The 17706-nt window shown below is 50.8% G+C and carries 16 protein-coding genes; 10 read left to right on the top strand and 6 right to left on the bottom strand.

What is annotated here, in order from left to right; genetic code table 11:
- Positions 1 to 21: 21 nt before the first annotated feature.
- The 4 genes from ilvD to ACW73I_RS03855 form a co-directional block, all read right to left on the bottom strand.
- The gene (gene ilvD, locus ACW73I_RS03870) at positions 22 to 1872 is read right to left on the bottom strand and encodes a dihydroxy-acid dehydratase (protein ID WP_458027911.1); all 1851 of its coding nucleotides are present in this window, start codon (positions 1870 to 1872) and stop codon (positions 22 to 24) included.
- A 102-nt stretch (positions 1873 to 1974) separates the two neighbouring features.
- Positions 1975 to 2613, bottom strand: a complete 639-nt coding sequence (locus ACW73I_RS03865; RefSeq protein ID WP_458027909.1) for a TIGR04211 family SH3 domain-containing protein — start codon at positions 2611 to 2613, stop codon at positions 1975 to 1977.
- Between the two features lie 47 nt (positions 2614 to 2660).
- Positions 2661 to 3560, bottom strand: coding sequence for an ornithine carbamoyltransferase (argF, locus tag ACW73I_RS03860; protein ID WP_458027907.1), 900 nt, complete (start codon positions 3558 to 3560; stop codon positions 2661 to 2663).
- A gap of 7 nt (positions 3561 to 3567) precedes the next feature.
- The gene (locus ACW73I_RS03855) at positions 3568 to 4740 is read right to left on the bottom strand and encodes an acetylornithine transaminase (RefSeq protein ID WP_458027906.1); all 1173 of its coding nucleotides are present in this window, start codon (positions 4738 to 4740) and stop codon (positions 3568 to 3570) included.
- 260 nt (positions 4741 to 5000) lie between these two features.
- Between ACW73I_RS03855 and ACW73I_RS03850 the strand changes: the two genes are divergently transcribed.
- A complete protein-coding gene (locus tag ACW73I_RS03850) occupies positions 5001 to 5591 on the top strand; it encodes a YcbK family protein (RefSeq protein ID WP_458027905.1) in 591 nt (196 codons plus the stop codon).
- Positions 5592 to 5818: 227 nt separating this feature from the next.
- Here the strand turns inward: ACW73I_RS03850 and ACW73I_RS03845 are convergent, their stop codons facing one another.
- On the bottom strand, positions 5819 to 7507 hold the full coding sequence (locus ACW73I_RS03845; protein ID WP_458027903.1) for a L,D-transpeptidase family protein: 1689 nt from the start codon (positions 7505 to 7507) through the stop codon (positions 5819 to 5821).
- Between the two features lie 325 nt (positions 7508 to 7832).
- Between ACW73I_RS03845 and ACW73I_RS03840 the strand changes: the two genes are divergently transcribed.
- The 8 genes from ACW73I_RS03840 to ACW73I_RS03805 all read left to right on the top strand — a co-directional run bounded on the left by ACW73I_RS03840 (position 7833) and on the right by ACW73I_RS03805 (position 15316).
- A complete protein-coding gene (locus ACW73I_RS03840) occupies positions 7833 to 8282 on the top strand; it encodes an SUF system Fe-S cluster assembly regulator (RefSeq protein ID WP_458027901.1) in 450 nt (149 codons plus the stop codon).
- A 17-nt stretch (positions 8283 to 8299) separates the two neighbouring features.
- Entirely contained in the window at positions 8300 to 9748 is a 1449-nt protein-coding gene (gene sufB, locus ACW73I_RS03835) for a Fe-S cluster assembly protein SufB (protein ID WP_458027900.1), read from the top strand.
- A 9-nt stretch (positions 9749 to 9757) separates the two neighbouring features.
- The gene (locus ACW73I_RS03830) at positions 9758 to 10690 is read left to right on the top strand and encodes a bestrophin family protein (RefSeq protein WP_458027899.1); all 933 of its coding nucleotides are present in this window, start codon (positions 9758 to 9760) and stop codon (positions 10688 to 10690) included.
- A gap of 9 nt (positions 10691 to 10699) precedes the next feature.
- Positions 10700 to 11458: a Fe-S cluster assembly ATPase SufC gene (gene sufC / locus ACW73I_RS03825; RefSeq protein WP_458028022.1), complete on the top strand. Its 759-nt coding sequence runs from the start codon at positions 10700 to 10702 to the stop codon at positions 11456 to 11458.
- A complete protein-coding gene (gene sufD / locus ACW73I_RS03820; RefSeq protein ID WP_458027898.1) occupies positions 11455 to 12747 on the top strand; it encodes a Fe-S cluster assembly protein SufD in 1293 nt (430 codons plus the stop codon). Before sufC ends, sufD begins: the two co-directional genes overlap by 4 nt.
- A gap of 92 nt (positions 12748 to 12839) precedes the next feature.
- Complete coding sequence (locus ACW73I_RS03815) at positions 12840 to 14063, top strand: SufS family cysteine desulfurase (protein ID WP_458027897.1); 1224 nt, start codon at positions 12840 to 12842, stop codon at positions 14061 to 14063.
- On the top strand, positions 14063 to 14515 hold the full coding sequence (gene sufU, locus ACW73I_RS03810; RefSeq protein ID WP_458027895.1) for a Fe-S cluster assembly sulfur transfer protein SufU: 453 nt from the start codon (positions 14063 to 14065) through the stop codon (positions 14513 to 14515). Before ACW73I_RS03815 ends, sufU begins: the two co-directional genes overlap by 1 nt.
- A gap of 48 nt (positions 14516 to 14563) precedes the next feature.
- A complete protein-coding gene (locus ACW73I_RS03805) occupies positions 14564 to 15316 on the top strand; it encodes a class I SAM-dependent methyltransferase (RefSeq protein WP_458027893.1) in 753 nt (250 codons plus the stop codon).
- 155 nt (positions 15317 to 15471) lie between these two features.
- Here the strand turns inward: ACW73I_RS03805 and ispG are convergent, their stop codons facing one another.
- Positions 15472 to 16692 (bottom strand): flavodoxin-dependent (E)-4-hydroxy-3-methylbut-2-enyl-diphosphate synthase, encoded by a 1221-nt coding sequence (gene ispG / locus ACW73I_RS03800; RefSeq protein WP_458027892.1) that lies wholly within the window; start codon positions 16690 to 16692, stop codon positions 15472 to 15474.
- A 100-nt stretch (positions 16693 to 16792) separates the two neighbouring features.
- Between ispG and ACW73I_RS03795 the strand changes: the two genes are divergently transcribed.
- Complete coding sequence (locus ACW73I_RS03795) at positions 16793 to 17521, top strand: metallophosphoesterase (RefSeq protein WP_458027891.1); 729 nt, start codon at positions 16793 to 16795, stop codon at positions 17519 to 17521.
- Positions 17522 to 17706 lie beyond the last annotated feature (185 nt).

Genomic DNA, 17706 nt, shown 5'->3' with positions numbered 1-17706 from the left:
TCAGGCGTGTCGCCCGTTTGTTTATTGATCTTCAAGCTGTGACAAATCCCGCACCGCGCCCTTGTCGGCGGATGTGGCAAAGTGGGCGTAGGCCTTGAGAGCCACCGAAACCTTGCGCGTGCGGGGCTTGACGGGTTTCCAGCCCTGCTTGTCCTGTTCCGCGCGGCGCTGGGCCAATTCCTCGTCGGATAGCAAAACGTTGATCGAGCGATTGGGAATGTCGATACGAATGCGGTCGCCGTTTTTCAACAAGCCGATGGCGCCGCCCGCCGCCGCCTCCGGTGAACAATGGCCGATCGACAGGCCGGATGTGCCGCCCGAAAAGCGGCCGTCGGTCAAAAGAGCACAGGCCTTGCCCAAGCCTTTGGACTTGATATAGCTGGTCGGGTACAGCATTTCCTGCATCCCCGGGCCGCCTTTAGGGCCTTCGTAGCGCACGACCACCACATCGCCGGCCTTGACCTTGTCGTTCAGTATGTTTTCAACGGCTTCGTCTTGCGACTCGACCACGTGGGCACAGCCTTCGAATACCAACAGGCTATCGTCGACGCCGGCGGTTTTCACGACGCAGCCGTCCAGCGCGATGTTTCCGTACAACACTGCCAAGCCGCCTTCTTTGCTGAAGGCGTGATCGAAGGAGCGGATGCAGCCTTCGGCGCGGTCCAGGTCCGGACTGGGCCAACGCGCGTCCTGGCTGAAGGCGGTCTGGGTTGGAATGCCGCCGGGGCCTGCCAGATAAAAGGTTTTGACCGCATCGCTAGTATTTCCCATCAGGTCCCATTGCGCCAAGGCGTCGCCCAGGGTTTTGGCATGGACTGTGGGCACGTCGGTGTGTAATTTACCGGCCCGGTTCAGTTCGGCCAGAATGGCCATGATGCCGCCGGCCCGGTGCACGTCTTCGATGTGGTATTTGTTGGTGTTCGGTGCCACCTTGCACAACTGCGGCACCGCTTTGGACATGCGGTCTATGTCCGCCATCGTGAAATCGATACCGGCTTCTTGAGCAACGGCCAGCAAATGCAAAATGGTGTTGGTCGAGCCGCCCATCGCAATGTCCAGCGCAATGGCGTTTTCGAAGGCTTTGAAACCTACCGAACGCGGTAGCACCGATTCATCGTTTTGTTCGTAGTATTGTTTGGCCAATTCGACGATACGCCGCCCGGCCTGTTTGAATAAAGTTTCGCGGTCGGCGTGGGTGGCGACTAAGGTACCGTTGCCCGGCAGGGACAGGCCCAGAGCTTCGGTCAAACAGTTCATCGAATTGGCGGTGAACATGCCGGAACAGGAACCGCAAGTCGGGCAGGCGGAGCGCTCGACAGCCGCCAAATCGCTATCGGATACTTTGCTGTCGGCCGCCATCACCATGGCGTCGATCAAATCCAGCTTTTTGATTTCGGCGGTATCGGCCAAGCGGACTTTACCGGCTTCCATCGGGCCGCCGGATACGAAGATCGCCGGGATATTCAGGCGCATAGCCGCCATCAGCATGCCGGGTGTGATCTTGTCGCAATTGGAAATGCAGACCAAGGCATCGGCGCAGTGGGCATTGACCATGTACTCGACGCTGTCGGCGATCAAATCGCGGCTGGGCAAGCTATACAACATGCCGTCGTGACCCATCGCAATGCCGTCGTCCACCGCAATGGTGTTGAATTCTTTCGCGACGCCGCCCGCTTGTTCTATCTCGCGCGCCACCAGTTGCCCGAGGTTTTTCAGATGCACATGGCCGGGCACGAACTGGGTGAAGGAGTTCGCAATCGCGATAATCGGCTTGTCGAAGTCGCCTTCTTTCATGCCGGTGGCTCGCCACAGCGCGCGAGCGCCCGCCATATTGCGGCCTTGAGTAGTGGTATGAGAACGGTATACAGGCATGGTAATTTCCAACTGAAAGCAAATGGCGGCCGCTTAAAACTGCCGCGGTGAAAAGTATTGCGTCAACTGTAGCGCGAACCTGCGCTTAAATCCGTTAAAAAATCAAAAGGTGTCCCAACCGCTTGAGCGGCGGCGCCAACTCAGTTTCGGCAGAATATAACCCAACAGTACCCCGAACAACGCCAGCCCTCCACCGTACAAAAACCAATCTTGGTTGGTACTGTCGGTCATGGCGAGATTTTCGCGTTTCAATTGCTGCAATTCGCGCTCAACAGTTACGACGCGTTCTTGCAATTGGTCCCGTTGCTGTTTTAACTGTATGGCGTTAGCAGCAGTTTGCCGTAGTTCGCTGAGTTCCGCACTGAGCTTGTCCCTCTCTTTGCTGGCCTCGTCGCCGTTCGTTCGAGCTTCCATTAAACGCTTGTTTTCTTCCAGGGCGGCTTCCAGTTTCTTGTTCGCCGCTTCCAATTGGTTGCGTCCGCTTGGCTCGTAGCTAATGTAGCGGGTCAGAATATAACCTTCGGCGCCGTTTGCGGCTTGAACGTAGGTATAACCGTTTTCGGTATTATCTCCCAGAATGGTGAGAGACATACCGTTTGGAAGCATCTTAACTATCCGGCTACGCTCACTCTCGCCGCTACGTAGCGGCAGGTCAACCTTATCCGTTACATAACCGGTTCTCGCTTGCGCTAGACTACTGGTTGCAAGTAAAACAAGAATACGGGCAATAATTTTTTTCACAATGACACTCTCTGTCAGCAAACTCAAAAGGTCCAATTCTAGCGAAATTATCGGCAGATTAGAAATTCGAGCAGGGCTTTTTGTGCATGCAATCGATTTTCCGCCTCAGCGAAAACAACACTTTGTGGTCCGTCGATTACGGCGGCTGCGACTTCCTCGCCACGGTGAGCGGGTAAGCAGTGCATGAACAGCGCATCCGGATTCGCGGCTTGCATGACTTGACTGGTCACTTGAAAGTCGCGAAAAGCAAACTCGCGATTTTTTTGCTCTTCTTCTTGACCCATACTGGCCCATACATCGGTAACGATCAAATCGGCGTTACGCGCTGCCGGTTCCGGAGTGTTGAAAAATGCCACTCTATCGGCAGCGGGATCGACGATACTTTGTTCCGGCCGGTAATCGAGGGGGCATGCGATATTGAGCTTGAAATCGAACTGACGTGCGGCGTTGATATACGAATGGCACATATTATTGCCATCGCCGATCCAGGTGACCGTTTTGCCGGCGATGTCGCCGCGGTGTTCAAAATAGGTTTGCATGTCGGCTAACAATTGGCATGGATGCAGTAAGTCTGTCAGGCCATTAATGACCGGAACCCGCGAATATTGCGCGAATGTGGTAACGGTTTCGTGAGCGTGTGTGCGCAGCATGATGCAGTCGACCATGCTGGAAATCACTTTGGCGCTGTCCTCCAGCGGCTCGCCCCGCCCAAGCTGTGTATCCCGCGGAGATAGAAAGATCGCGCTGCCGCCGAACTGTACCATGCCGGCTTCGAACGAAAGGCGCGTGCGAGTAGACGATTTTTCGAATATCATCGCCAGTACTTTGCCTTTCAGCGGCTGAAAATCCGGATCGCGTTTGATCTTTAAGTCAATGGCCCTCTGAATCAGATGGTACAACTCGTCCCTGCTTAGATCCAGCAGGCTGGTGAAATGTCTGGGTCGCATAGTGTCACTAATGAAATTGTTCTTGTATGAGCGTCGACAGGATTTCGGTCAACAATGCAATTTGTTCTTCAGTAATCAGTAGCGGGGGCAATAAGCGTATCGTGGTGTCTGCGGTAACGTTGATTAGCAGCCCCTTTTGCAGTGCTTTGGCTACTAGCTCGCCGCAAGGCTTGTCGAGCTCGATGCCTATCATCAAACCTTTGTGCCGGATGGAAACTACGTGAGTATTCGCTTCCGTTCTTTTGGCGAGCGCTTCGCAAATCAAGGCGCCCTTGTGTTCCGCGCCGGCAATCAAATCGCCTGACTGTAATGTCTCGATAACTGCCAATGCCGCGCTACATGCCAGCGGATTGCCGCCGAAGGTGGAGCCGTGGTTGCCGGCAACCAAAATGTCTGCCGCTTTACCATGGGTCATGCACGCGCCGATAGGCAGGCCATTGCCCAAGGCTTTGGCCAAGGTGCAGACGTCCGGCAAAATGCCGTTGTGCTGATAAGCCAAAAAACGCCCGGTACGGCCGATTCCGGTTTGGATTTCGTCCAGCATCATTAATAAGCCGTAGTCGTCGCATAATTTGCGAATCTTATTAAGATAATCGCTATCGGGAATATTGACACCGCCTTCGCCTTGAATGGGCTCGACCATCACCGCGACGACGTTTTCGTTACGCTTGATCGCCGAATCGAGCGCCTCGATGTCGTTAAATGGTACGTGGACAAAGCCTTCTAATAACGGGGCAAAATCTTGTTTCACCTTTGCATTTCCGGTCGCGCTCAGTGCGCCCATGGTGCGACCGTGAAAGCTTTTGTCCATCGTAATGATGACAGGATGTTCTATTCTTTGTTGATGGCCATGTTTACGCGCAATTTTGATTGCGGCTTCGTTCGCTTCGGCACCGGAATTGCAGAAGAAGACGTTTTCCATGCCGCTAAGCCGGCATAAGCTGTCCGCCAATTCTTCTTGCAGCGCTACGCCGTATAGATTCGAGGTATGTATCAGTTTTTGGCTTTGCCGACAGATGGCACTATGAATCGCCGGGTGGGCATGACCAAGATTGCATACGGCGATGCCGGCTAAAGCGTCGAGATAGCGATTGCCGTTGCAGTCCCATAACCAAGCGCCTTCGCCGCGCTCGAATGTGACTGCCTGGCGAGCATATGTGGGCATAATATGGCTTGTCATTTCTTTCGGGTTGTCAATGTGATTGTGGGAAGCAGCGAACTAGAAAAAGGGCCGGATTATATTTTTTTGAAGATCAATAAGCAATAAGATAGTTTGTCAAAAGTGAATGAGACGACAAATTCGAGTATGTAGCGGGTGTTTTTTAGATATATGTGATACTGTAACAGCGAAGGTAAAAGATGATGTTTTTGTGATTTATAATTGATTTTATTGATAATTTATTCTATCTTGTTTACGGAAGTTAAGATTTTACAAACACTATGCTGCAACGAATTTTAGTAAACCGAACCAGTGACGACAGTGACGTCGTTTTGTCCAGGCGCCGTTTTATTCGAAATTTGGCCTGCGGGTCGTTATTGACATTGGGTTCGCCTCTTATGGCCGAGGCTGCAAAGGCTCGCTTTCCAATACATAAAACATTGGCGTTTGAAAATACCCATACCGGCGACAAACTGAAATTAACCTACTTTGAAAAAGGCCGTTATGTTAAATCGGCTTTGCAGGAGATTAACTTTCTGTTAAGGGATTTCCGTACGGGTGATGTGTTTCCGATAGATACTGCGTTGCTCGATCAATTGCATGAATTGAAGCTAATGCTGCATATAAATCGTCCATTTCATATCATTTCCGGTTATCGTTCGCCGCAAACCAATGCTGAACTACGTAGTCATAGTTCCGGAGTTGCCAATAACAGTTTGCACATGCAAGGCAGAGCGATTGACATTCGTTTAGAAGGCTACGATATCAGGCATATCCGGGACGCAGCATTGTCCTTGCGCCGCGGTGGTGTGGGTTATTACCCGAAATCGGACTTTGTTCATCTCGATACCGGAAAATTCAGAACTTGGTAATCCGTTCTAAGGATTAAGCCAAAAACAACTTCCCGTTTTGCCGGTGCGAACCCTGGGGCATACCGAATGAGGAACGCCGTGAACCCTTCCGTGGAGGCTCGACGGCAGCATCCTTGCTGCCGACATCCTCATTCGGTACGTCCCCAGTGACTATTGCCATATCGGGAAGTTATTTTGGACGATATCCTAAGGCGCAATCCCGTCGGCGCGTCTTTCGACCGGCAATGTTAACCGCTATTAGACCGGCGTGCCGTTAATACGCTACTGTTTCCCGGATAAGGGAACCTGCCCAAGGCTTTTTCTAAGGCGGCGTCTTGATCGTATATGTCCGGGTAAAAATTTAGGCGGTCGTCCTGGTCGATAAAGACTGTGGTGTAGAAAAACAATACGGGAATGGCGTTTTTTAAGGGGACGCGACGGGTTTTGGGGCCATCCATTGCCTCTCGAATATTTTCTTGGTTCCATGCGGAGTTCGGCTGATGTCCGAGTACAAATTCGGCCAGCTTTTCGGCTTTTTCAACTCTGACGCAGCCGTGACTGAAGTCGCGGCGGCTTCGATTAAATAAACTGGGTGTCGAAGTGTCGTGCAGGTAAACGTCGGCTTTGTTCGGGAAGATAAACTTCACTTTGCCAAGCGGGTTCTTTTTGCCGGGGCGCTGGCGCGCGCGCACTCGGCCGCGTTTTATGTCATCGAAAATATTGTCCCAAGATCCGGAATTGCCCTCGTATACTTGAACCAGTTCGATATCTTGGTTTTGTAAGTATCCCCAGTTGTTATACAGCTTGGGTAATATTTCCTTGGTCATGATACTTCTAGGGATGTTCCAGTAAGGCATGAACTCCAGATACTTCATTGGTTCAAACAACACGGGCGTCTGATTTCTCAAGGCTTTGCCGATAATGACCTTCATGCTTAACATTTCCGGGGCATTCAATGAATCGAATGCCCAAAGCCGATACGCAGGGATGTTCACTACAATCAACGGGCCGTTTAAATTATCGGGTAGCCACCGCAATCGTTCCATGCCTAACTCAATTTGCTGGATCTTTTGCTCGGTAGAAAGATTAAGCAGTTCAGCCGTACGCTGACCGATGATGCCATCGACTTGGAGGCCGTTTGTGCGTTGGAATTCTTTTACCGCTTCCACAAGCGACTTGGAGTAACGTTTCTCCGATGAGGTTTTCGGATTGGTTGGCGTCGGAGGCAGTAACTCAAGTGTAATGAGGCGGCGGTGCAACTCGGGGATTTGGGGGTGATAATCGCCTGGGCGTAAGGGTTTGTCGATCATTAACGTTTGAAAATTAGTCTCCCTAGATGCTTTGCGATATTTGCTTAAAGCCTGTTTCAATTTACGGTATTGCTCATACTGAGGAGCCGCGGCTGCCGGGATTTGTTCTAGAGTGTCTTGTTCGAGGCTTTGCTTAATCAGCATTGCCGCATTCAATGCTGTTTTGTTCCCAAATTCGGCGGGGTAACCGAATTCCTGCGGTCTAACTTTGCCGTTATGTAAGTCATTAATAAAGCGCAATAATGATATGGACAGGGCGGTGTCAAATTTTGCTAGCTCGTGGACTGCATTCTCCGGTATGGTCGCAGCGAGTTCGAAATGCTGGCGCAAGATTTCGGTGTCGTAGTCCTTGGGGTCTAGCCCGTCCTCGTCGGCCTTTGCTAAAAGCGATAAAGCCTTTTCAATCGTGGATAAAGAATAATTTTTGCCGAGCCATAACAATTGGTTGTCATTTAATCGGTAAAGGTTGCTCAATTGGTCGAATTGAGCGGAAAAATCGGATTTTACCAACAGCACGTTCTGCTTAGTTGTGAGCAGTGTGGTAATTGCTTCGGAAACGTTCTCTTCGTTTGAGGAAGGTGCGGCACTAATGTCGGCTTGGACAAGCAAAGACAGTAGCAAGAACATTGGAAAGAATCGGCGCGTATTCACAAATAGTTTCTCGAAACGATTAATAAATATCAAACTCAATGGACGAATGCCGTTTGTTGCATTTGAATTTTCGGCATTTGATGATTAATGCCAATGCCAGGTAATACGCCCTTTATACATTATATTTAATCTACGGTGGCTAACTTGGTTGAAAATTTGCTTAATTTTGTGATTCGATTTTCGTTGTAAGGTTCCATTCGTGAAAAAATCTGTCTGACGGAGCCAAACGGCATACAAGAATAACCTAGGTCTTTACTCGGGAATTAAATAAGACTAAAATAGTCCCAATTAAGGAATTATCATGCTAAAGCTAAGTAAACTGACAGATTACGCAACAGTGATTCTAAGTGTTATCGCCAAGGACCAATGCCGGATACATGGTGCATTGGAGCTTGCCGAAACAACGGGAATTGCGTTGCCGACTGTGAGTAAAATATTGAAGATTTTAGCGAGGGCGGGTGTTTTGTCTTCGACACGCGGCGCCAAAGGCGGTTATAGCTTGGCGAGGGATCCGGAAAAAATTTCGGTTGCGACCGTCATCAGTGCGTTGGAGGGACCGATTGCGTTGACCGAGTGTTCCATATCGCACAAAGGCTGCGATCAAGCCAGCGGCTGTCGGATTCAAGGCAACTGGCATTTAATTAACCAGAAGATTGCGCATGCGCTGGAATCCGTGACTTTGGCCGATATGATCATGCCGTTCAAGCAGCCGGACGAAGTCAGCATTCCCGTCAATCGCTTATATCGTTAAATTTATCAAGAGCGCCTATGTCAGCTACAGCACAAGAGATCGAACATCTGATCAGTCAGAAATATAAACAAGGTTTTTTTACCGAGCTCGAAGCCGAGACATTTCCGCCCGGTTTGGATGAAGATGTGATTCGTCGATTATCTATAGTCAAAAACGAGCCCGAGTTTATGTTGGAATATCGGCTAAAAGCGTTTCGTCACTGGCAAACGATGTCTGAGCCCGACTGGGCGCAACTTAAAATCGATCCGATCGATTACCAGGCTATTAGTTATTATTCGGCGCCGAAGTCAAAAAAAGACGGGCCAAAGAGTTTGGATGAGGTGGATCCGGAGTTGCTGGAAACCTATAAAAAACTCGGCATCCCATTGGATGAACAAGAACGCTTGGCCGGCATTGCAGTCGATGCCGTGTTCGACAGCGTTTCCGTTGCTACTACTTTCAAAGAAAAACTGAAAGAAGCCGGTGTGATTTTCTGCCCGATCTCGGAAGCCTTGCGCGATTATCCGGATTTGGTTCAACAATATCTCGGCACCGTCGTGCCGCCGGGCGACAATTTCTTTGCGGCGTTGAATTCGGCGGTGTTCACCGACGGCTCCTTCGTTTACATTCCCAAAGGCGTGCGGTGTCCGATGGAGTTGTCGACCTATTTTCGGATTAATGCCGCCAATACCGGTCAATTCGAGCGCACACTGATCATCGCGGACGAAGGCTCGTATGTGTCTTATTTGGAAGGCTGTACCGCCCCCATGCGCGACGAAAACCAGTTGCATGCGGCCGTGGTCGAATTGGTCGCATTGGATAACGCCCAAATCAAATATTCGACCGTACAGAACTGGTATCCGGGCGACAAAGACGGCAAAGGCGGTATTTATAATTTTGTTACCAAGCGTGCCGAATGCCGCGGCCATAATTCCAAAGTGTCGTGGACTCAAGTCGAGACCGGTTCGGCCATCACTTGGAAATATCCTAGCTGCGTCTTGCTCGGAGACGATTCGGTCGGCGAGTTTTATTCGGTGGCCTTGACCAATAATCTGCAGCAAGCCGATACAGGCACCAAGATGATACACATCGGCAAAAACACCCGCAGTACCATTGTGTCCAAGGGTATATCCGCGGGCCGTGCGCAAAATACCTACCGCGGTCTGGTCAAAGTCGCCAAGTCGGCGAGCAATGCGCGCAACCATACCCAGTGCGATTCATTGTTGGTCGGCGATAAATGCGGCGCGCATACTTTTCCTTACGTGGAGGTCAAGCAACCTTCCGCGCAAGTCGAGCACGAGGCGACGACCTCCAAAATCAGCGAAGATCAGTTGTTTTTCTGTCAGCAACGCGGCTTGTCGCCGGAAGACGCGGTGTCGATGATCGTCAACGGTTTTTGTAAAGAAGTGTTCAAGGAGCTGCCGATGGAGTTCGCTGTAGAGGCGCAAGCGTTGCTGGGAATAAGTTTGGAAGGGGCTGTCGGATAAGGAGTGCTTGTGTTGCGATCTTGGCAGCGTAAATCGGAGCTTTCGGGCCAGATTTTTAATCGGGAAGAACATCCGGGATTTTTTCGCGGCGCATTGGCCTGGCGGGGCTCGGTTACGCCGAGAATCATCCCAGGCGTGCTGACCGTCGTTTGTTATAACTGGATCGTGCTTCTGGCCAACGAGCGCCTTTATCCATTTCCGCATCTGGATATCACACCTTTCGAATATATCGGCGCCGTATTGGGTTTGGTATTGGTTTTCAGAACCAACGCCGGTCATGATCGGTGGTGGGAGGCGCGAAAATTATGGGGTGGAATCGTCAATCAGAGTCGGAATTTGCTGTTGATGGCTTGGAATTACGGAGCCACCGACGAACAATGGCGACGGGAAATGACAAAATGGATTATGACTTTTCCGTTTTCGGTTAAGGAATCATTGCGCCAACAATCGATGTTCGACGAGCTCAAAGATTTGCTGAGCGACGCTGAAATGATCCAGTTAAAACAAGCTCAACATATGCCGATGTGGGTTAGCGGAAATATAACCGGTTTGCTCGAACTGGCGCGAGTTAACCGTCAACTCGATGCCATCATCGTGGCCGAGCTTGAAAAACAACGTGCATTGTTGATCGATTACGTAGGCGGTTGTGAACGCATATTGAAAACCCCGATGCCTTTGGTTTACGCGATCAAGACGCGGCGCTTTATTTTGCTTTATTTATTCTTGTTGCCGTTGTCATTGATCGAGTCCGGATGGGTAATGTCGACGTTTATCACGGCTTTGGTCGCTTACCCATTGCTATCCTTGGATCGAATCGGTTTCGAATTGCAAAACCCGTTTTCCGAGAAAAATTTGAGTCATCTGCCGCTAGGTGCCATTTGTCAAACGGTTTTAGCAAACGGCACGGCTATACCCAAACACGCTCATCGCGAAATTTCTTAATTATAGAGAATCAGAAAAATGCTTAGCATACAAAATTTGCATGTTTCAGTCGGCGACAAACCCATTTTGAAAGGTTTGTCTCTGGATATCAAACCAGGTGAAGTGCATGCCATCATGGGGCCAAATGGTGCGGGTAAAAGCACCTTGTCCCATGTTCTGTCCGGAAAATCGGGTTATACCGTCACCGAGGGCAAAGTGACTTACAACGGTAGAGACCTGCTGGAGATGGAACCGGAACTACGTGCGCGTGAAGGGGTGTTTTTGGCCTTCCAATATCCGGTCGAAATTCCGGGAGTCAGTAACATTTACTTGCTGAAGGCGGCCTTGAACGCGATGCGAAAACATCATGGCCTGCCGGAAGTCGATGCGATGGACTTTCTAACCTTGGTCAAAAGCAAAGTCAAATTATTGCAAATGGATGAAAAATTCTTGTACCGTGCGGTCAACGAAGGCTTTTCCGGCGGCGAGAAAAAACGCAATGAAATTCTGCAGGCGGCGGTGTTGGAGCCTAAGCTGTGCATACTGGACGAAACCGATTCCGGTTTGGATATCGACGCCTTGCGCATCGTCGCCGAAGGCGTGAATTCCTTGCGTTCGCCGGACCGCGCGTTCTTGATGATTACCCATTACCAGCGACTGCTGAACTACATCAAGCCCGACGTGGTACACGTTCTGGCGGAAGGCCGCATCGCCAAGAGCGGCGGGCCGGAGCTGGCGCTGGAATTGGAGGAAAAAGGCTACAGTTGGCTGGAAGGGCAAGCGGCATGATAACGGCGGATCAGTCCACTTATTCCTATTTAACGGCTTATCATTCCGCTGTCGCGTCGTTGCCGGGTAAGGATCTACCTTGGTTGCAGCAATTTAGGGAGGACGGAATAAAAGCGTTCGAGGCTCACGGTTTTCCGAATCCGCGTGACGAAGAATGGCGATACACCAATTTATCGTTATTGACTAAGACCCTGTTTGCGCCGGTTCAAGCGATGTCGGTCGATGAAGCTTGGTTGGCTGACTATCGATTGGAGAACGCCTGGAGCATCGTGTTGGTCAATGGGCTTTTTTCGGAAGCGCTGTCTCGCCTGAGCGGTCTGCCGGACGACGTGTCGATACAAAACCTGCGCAGCCATCCCGCCGCCGCGCAAAAGCGCTTGGGAACAGCGGTTGGAAATGGCGAGCACAGCTTGATCGCTTTCAACGGCGCGTGGTTTGGCGACGGCGTCGTGATTGAAATTGGCGCTAAACGGCGATTGGGCAAGCCTTTGCAAATCTTGCATGTGGTAAATGCAAGCGATGCCTTGGCGGCCAGCCGCAATCTGTTGGTGCTCGATGAATGCGCGGAAGCGGAAATCATCGAAACCTACATCGGATGCCCGGATGCTTATTTTTCCGCGGTGGTCAACGAATGCTTTTTGGGGCATGGGGCCGGCTTGACGCTGCACAAACTGCAGTTTGAAGGCGGCAAGGCTTGCCACTTTGGCGGTACCTATGCCAAACAAGCGCCCAACAGCCGGCTTAGCCATCATAATTTCGCCTTTGGCGGCTTATTAGCCAGGAGCGATATACGCAGTGATTTGGAATTGGCCGCCGAATGCTACGTAAATGGCTTGTATGTCGGTGGCGGCCGACAGCATATCGACAACCATACCCGGATTAATCATTTGAAACCGCAAGGCGTAAGCCGTGAGTTTTATAAAGGCGTGCTGGATAAAAGGGCGCGAGGGGTGTTTCAAGGCCGCGTTGTTGTGGCCGAAGACGCCCAGCAGACGGATTCCGAGATGAATAATCGGAATCTGCTGTTGTCCGCGGACGCCGAAGTCGATGCCAAACCGCAGCTAGAGATTTACGCCGACGACGTCAAATGTTCGCACGGGGTGACTGTCGGACAGCTGGAAGAGAAATCGGTATTCTATCTACAATCGCGCGGTCTGGACGAAGACGCCGCTAGAAACGTTCTGACCTTTGCGTTTGCGAACGAAATGATCGACAAGGTCGAAAACGCGGAGCTGAAAGCCTTGCTGTTGCGGCAGTTATTGGCGCGCTTTCCGACCATGGAACTGTAAAGCCGTCCTTGCACAAAACGGCGGCTTGTTTATGCGGACTTACATGATCGATCAAAAGAACCCAGTTTTTTAAATAGAGACAAATTTTAGCAATGACCACATTTCCAATCGAACGAGTCCGTGCCGATTTTCCGATTCTGCAGGAAAAGGTACGCAACAAGCCGCTGGTGTATCTTGACAACGCGGCCAGCAGTCAGAAGCCACGGACGGTGATTGATACGATTGCCCACGTTTATTCGCACGATTACGCCAACATCCATCGCGGCGTGCATACGCTAAGCGAACGATCCACCGATCGTTTCGAAGCGACGCGGGAGAAGGTCAGGGCATTCATCAATGCCGCTAGCGAGAAGGAAATCATCTTTGTGCGCGGGGCGACGGAAGGCATCAATTTGATTGCGCAAAGTTACGGCCGCTCGCAGCTCAAAGCCGGAGACGAGATCCTGATTAGCGCCATGGAGCACCACGCCAACATTGTGCCGTGGCAGATGTTGTGCCAACAGATCGGGACGGTGCTAAAGGTGGCGCCGATGACTCAAAAGGGCGAATTAATTTTCGAAGAATTCGAAAAGTTGCTGGGCGATAACACCAAACTGGTCTCTATCGCCCACATGTCTAATGCGTTGGGTACGATTAATCCGGTGGAGCAAATCGTTGCCGCAGCCCATGCGAAAAATATTCCGGTTTTACTGGATGGTGCTCAGGCCATCCCGCATATGCCGGTGGATGTCAAGGCTTTGGATTGCGATTTTTATGTTTTTTCCGGGCACAAAATGTACGCGCCGTCCGGTACCGGCGTCGTCTATGGAAAAAAAGCGCTGCTGGAAGCCATGCCGCCGTACCAAGGCGGGGGCGATATGATACGCACGGTGACTTTCGAAAAAACCGAATATGCCGGCGTGCCGCGGAAATTCGAGGCCGGTACGCCGGCGATAGCCGAAGTCATCGGTTTGGGGGCTGCCATCGACTATCTGAACACTATCGGCATGCACAATATCGCCGCTTACGAGGCCGAATTGTTGGCTTACGCGACTGAACAAGCCGAGCAAATCAAAGGCCTGAATATCGTTGGCCAGGCGCAGCATAAGGGCGGTATCCTGTCGTTCACGCTGGACCATATTCATCCGCACGATATCGGCACGATGCTGGACAGTCTGGGCATCGCGATCCGCGCGGGCCACCATTGCGCGATGCCGGTCATGGATTTTTACGGGGTACCGGCCACCGCGCGGGCTTCGTTCGCGATGTACAATACCCGTGAAGAAATTGACGTATTGATGCAAGGCATCAAATCCTTAATAGAGGTATTTGGCTAATGTTTGAAGAACTGAGGGACCTATACCAAGAGGTCATATTCGATCACAACCGCAATCCGCGCAACTTCCGCATCATGGAGGATGCCAACCGCCGGGTGAACGGTTTCAATCCCTTGTGCGGCGACAAGCTGACCTTGTTTTTGAAAATAGACGACCATGTGATTAAAGATGCCAGTTTTCAGGGCTCGGGTTGCGCAATTTCAACGGCTTCGGTGTCTTTGATGACCGAAATCGTCAAAGGCATGACGGAAGACGAAGCGGAGACGCTATTCAAGCAATTCCATGAAATGACCACCGGTAAAACGGAGGAAATCAACCTGGAAGCGCTAGGTAAATTGGCGGTATTGGCCGGAGTACGCGAGTATCCGGCCCGGGTCAAATGTGCAACCCTGGCTTGGCATACTTTGGATGCGGCTTTGAAAAATCAAGAGGAAGCGGTTTCCACCGAATAAACTAGAGCTAGGCCGAGGGAGGGTGTAACCCTTACCCGGCGTTATTCGATGAGCAATATTGCCCTATTGTATGCCGATCTGGTCGACAGCTCGCTGCAGGCGCTGGCCGAGCGCTTGGAATTCCCTTTGACACTTTTTTCTGCTGCCGAGAGAAGTAATTACGATTTTTTTCTTTGCTATCGCGACGGCTGTTTGAAATTATTGGACAAACAAACCCTGAGAAAAGGCGGTTTGTTTGTCGAAATCGACCCGCGGCCGGGCGAACAACATTCCTATCCGGCACCGAAAAAAGACCTGCTGGCGCAAGCCGTCGGCAAAAAGACGCAAATCGTTGTCGATGCCACGGCCGGCTGGGCGCAGGATAGTTTGTCGCTGTTTCGGATGGGCTATCAGGTGACCAGCATCGAGCGCTCGCCGGTTATGGCCGCTTTGATCATGGACGGTTATAAACGCTTGGCGGAAAAGGACTGGGTGCAAAGGCGCGGTTTGCAAGCCCCCGAATTACTGATCGGCAATTCGATCGAGTTGCTGGCTAATTTACCGGAAAAGCCGGATTGCATCTATCTGGATCCGATGTTTCCGGCTAAACGCAAAAAATCGGCGGCGACGCGCAAATCGATGGCGATATTACACGATATCCTGGGTGACGATTTGGATCGAGAAGCCTTGTTCGAGGCGGCGATAGCCGCCACCGGCCGTCGAGTTGTCGTTAAGAGCCCGGATTACGCCGAGCCTATGGGCGGCAAGCCTAGCGAGAGTTTTCAGGGTAAATTGCTTAGATACGATGTTTATATCGTATGATCAATACCCGGCAAGGAGTGCAAAAGCTTCTGCTTTTGCACAAAAAAGCTAAAGCTTTTTACTCCGAAATCGCAATCCGGGAGTGCAATCGCTTTAGCTATTGCTTAATAGCCCTCCGATGTTCATCTCTGCATTTAGCCGTTACGACACTAAATTTAGTGCGTGCTGTAATGCGATTCGATATATTTTTCGACCAATGCTTGGAATTCACCGGCGATATTGTCGCCTTTCAGCGTAACGGTTTTGACGCCGTCTTCATAGACCGGAGCCACGGGCGATTCGCCGCTGCCGGGCAGACTGATGCCAATGTTGGCGTTTTTACTTTCGCCGGGACCGTTGACGACGCAGCCCATGACGGCGACTTCCATGTTTTCCACGCCTTTGTATTTGGTTCTCCAAACCGGCATTTGCTCGCGCAGATAAGCTTGGATGTCTTGCGCTAGATGTTGGAAATAATCGCTGGTGGTGCGTCCGCAGCCGGGGCAGGCGATGACCATGGGCGTGAATGAGCGGAAGCCCATGGTTTGCAGGATTTCCTGGGCAACGATCACTTCTTTGGTGCGCGCGGAACCCGGCTCCGGTGTTAATGAAATACGGATGGTGTCCCCTATGCCCTGCTGCATCAGCACGCCCAAGGCGGCCGAGGAAGCGACGATGCCTTTCGACCCCATGCCGGCCTCTGTCAATCCCAGATGTAATGCATAGTCGCAACGGTTGGAAAGGTCTTCATAAATGTTGATCAGTTCCTGCACGTTGCTGATTTTGCAGGACAAGATGATTTTATCTTTGTTTAGGCCGAGCTCTTCTGCTTTGGCAGCGCTTTCCAACGCCGATAAGACAATCGCTTCGCGAGTGATGGCCGATAACTCCTTCGGCTCGGCTAATTGGCGGTTTTCATCCAGTAAACGAGTCAATACCGCCTGATCTAAACTGCCGCCGTTGACGCCAATGCGCACCGGTTTATTATATTGAATGGCAAATTCTATCATTTGCTGAAACTGCGGGTCGCGGGCTTTACCCTTGCCGACGTTGCCGGGATTGATGCGGTATTTGGATAACGCTTGCGCGCATTCGGGGTATTTCTCTAATAACTTATGGCCGTTGAAGTGGAAGTCGCCGATAATAGGCGTGGTAAAGCCTTTCTGGGTAAGTTGGTTGACAATCTCCGGGACCGCTTTGGCCGCTTCTTCGGTGTTGACCGTCACTCTGACCATTTCAGAACCTGCCGTGGCTAATTCCATAATCTGGTTAACGCTTCCTGCAACATCAGCGGTATCGGTATTCGTCATGGACTGCACGACGATAGGCGCGCCGCCACCGACTTTGATGTTTCCAACCGATACTTGTTGTGTGTGTTTTCTGGGGCTAATCGACATAGAATTGTTTGCAAAAAATCGAAGTTATCTGAAAAATACCAAGTAAATCACTTTGGATTGTGAATTATACCCCCTTACTAGTTAGACGAAAGAGCAAATTGTGCGGATAAACTACTTTTCTGATGTGCACCTTGAGTTCGGCGAGCAAAGTCCGCCGGATACCGACGCCGACATTATCGTCGCCGCCGGCGACATAGGCGTGTTTGATCAAGGGGCGGCTTGGCTTAAGGCGATCGACAAGCCGATTATCTACGTAGCCGGTAACCACGAGTTTTACAATTGCGAGTACCGGCAGGTAATGGCCGCGTTAAGAAGAGAGTGCGCGGACTCGAACATTAAATTCCTTGAAAAGGATCAATTGATCTTTCAAGGTGTGCGCTTTCTGGGTTGTACCTTATGGACGGACTTGTACGTAGACGGCGACGAAAAAGCCGAGGCCATAGGCAAGACCTTAAACGATTTTAGAAAAATCCGTTTCAACGAAAATGCTTTCAATCAGTCTCATTTCTCGGCATTGCACCAAGAATCGAAAGCTTGGCTGGAAAAGCAGTTGGCTCAACCGTTTCCCGGAAAAACGGTGGTCGTTACCCATCACGCTCCGACCGAATGGAGTTGGATAGAGACGCCGAACTCATTGAAGAAAATGGCATATTGCAACGATTTGAAATGGTTATTTCACGAATATGAAATAGCGGCTTGGTTTCACGGTCACGTGCATAACATGGGAGACTATCGAATTGCCGATGCGCGCATATTGAGTAATACCCGAGGCTATGTAGGGCGCAGAACTGTAGCGGCTTTTGACATAAACAAGACGGTCGATATTTGATGCTCCGCATATCGAACTTATCATTTTTTTCGAGGCGTCCGGATAAATGTCTAGGCCTTTTTGGCCATTGAGTCGGATTTTAAGTTGTGATGTAATGGTGCGGTTTTATGTCTTGAACTGTTCTTCGAGTTTTGTCGTTCTCGGGGGGCTTTTGGCTGCAATTTGTCTGGAGAGCAGGCGTATCA

The organism is Methylomonas sp. MgM2, from assembly GCF_054172045.1.
Note: the sequence above shows the minus strand (reverse complement) of the source record. Positions and strands in the feature narration are given on the sequence as shown.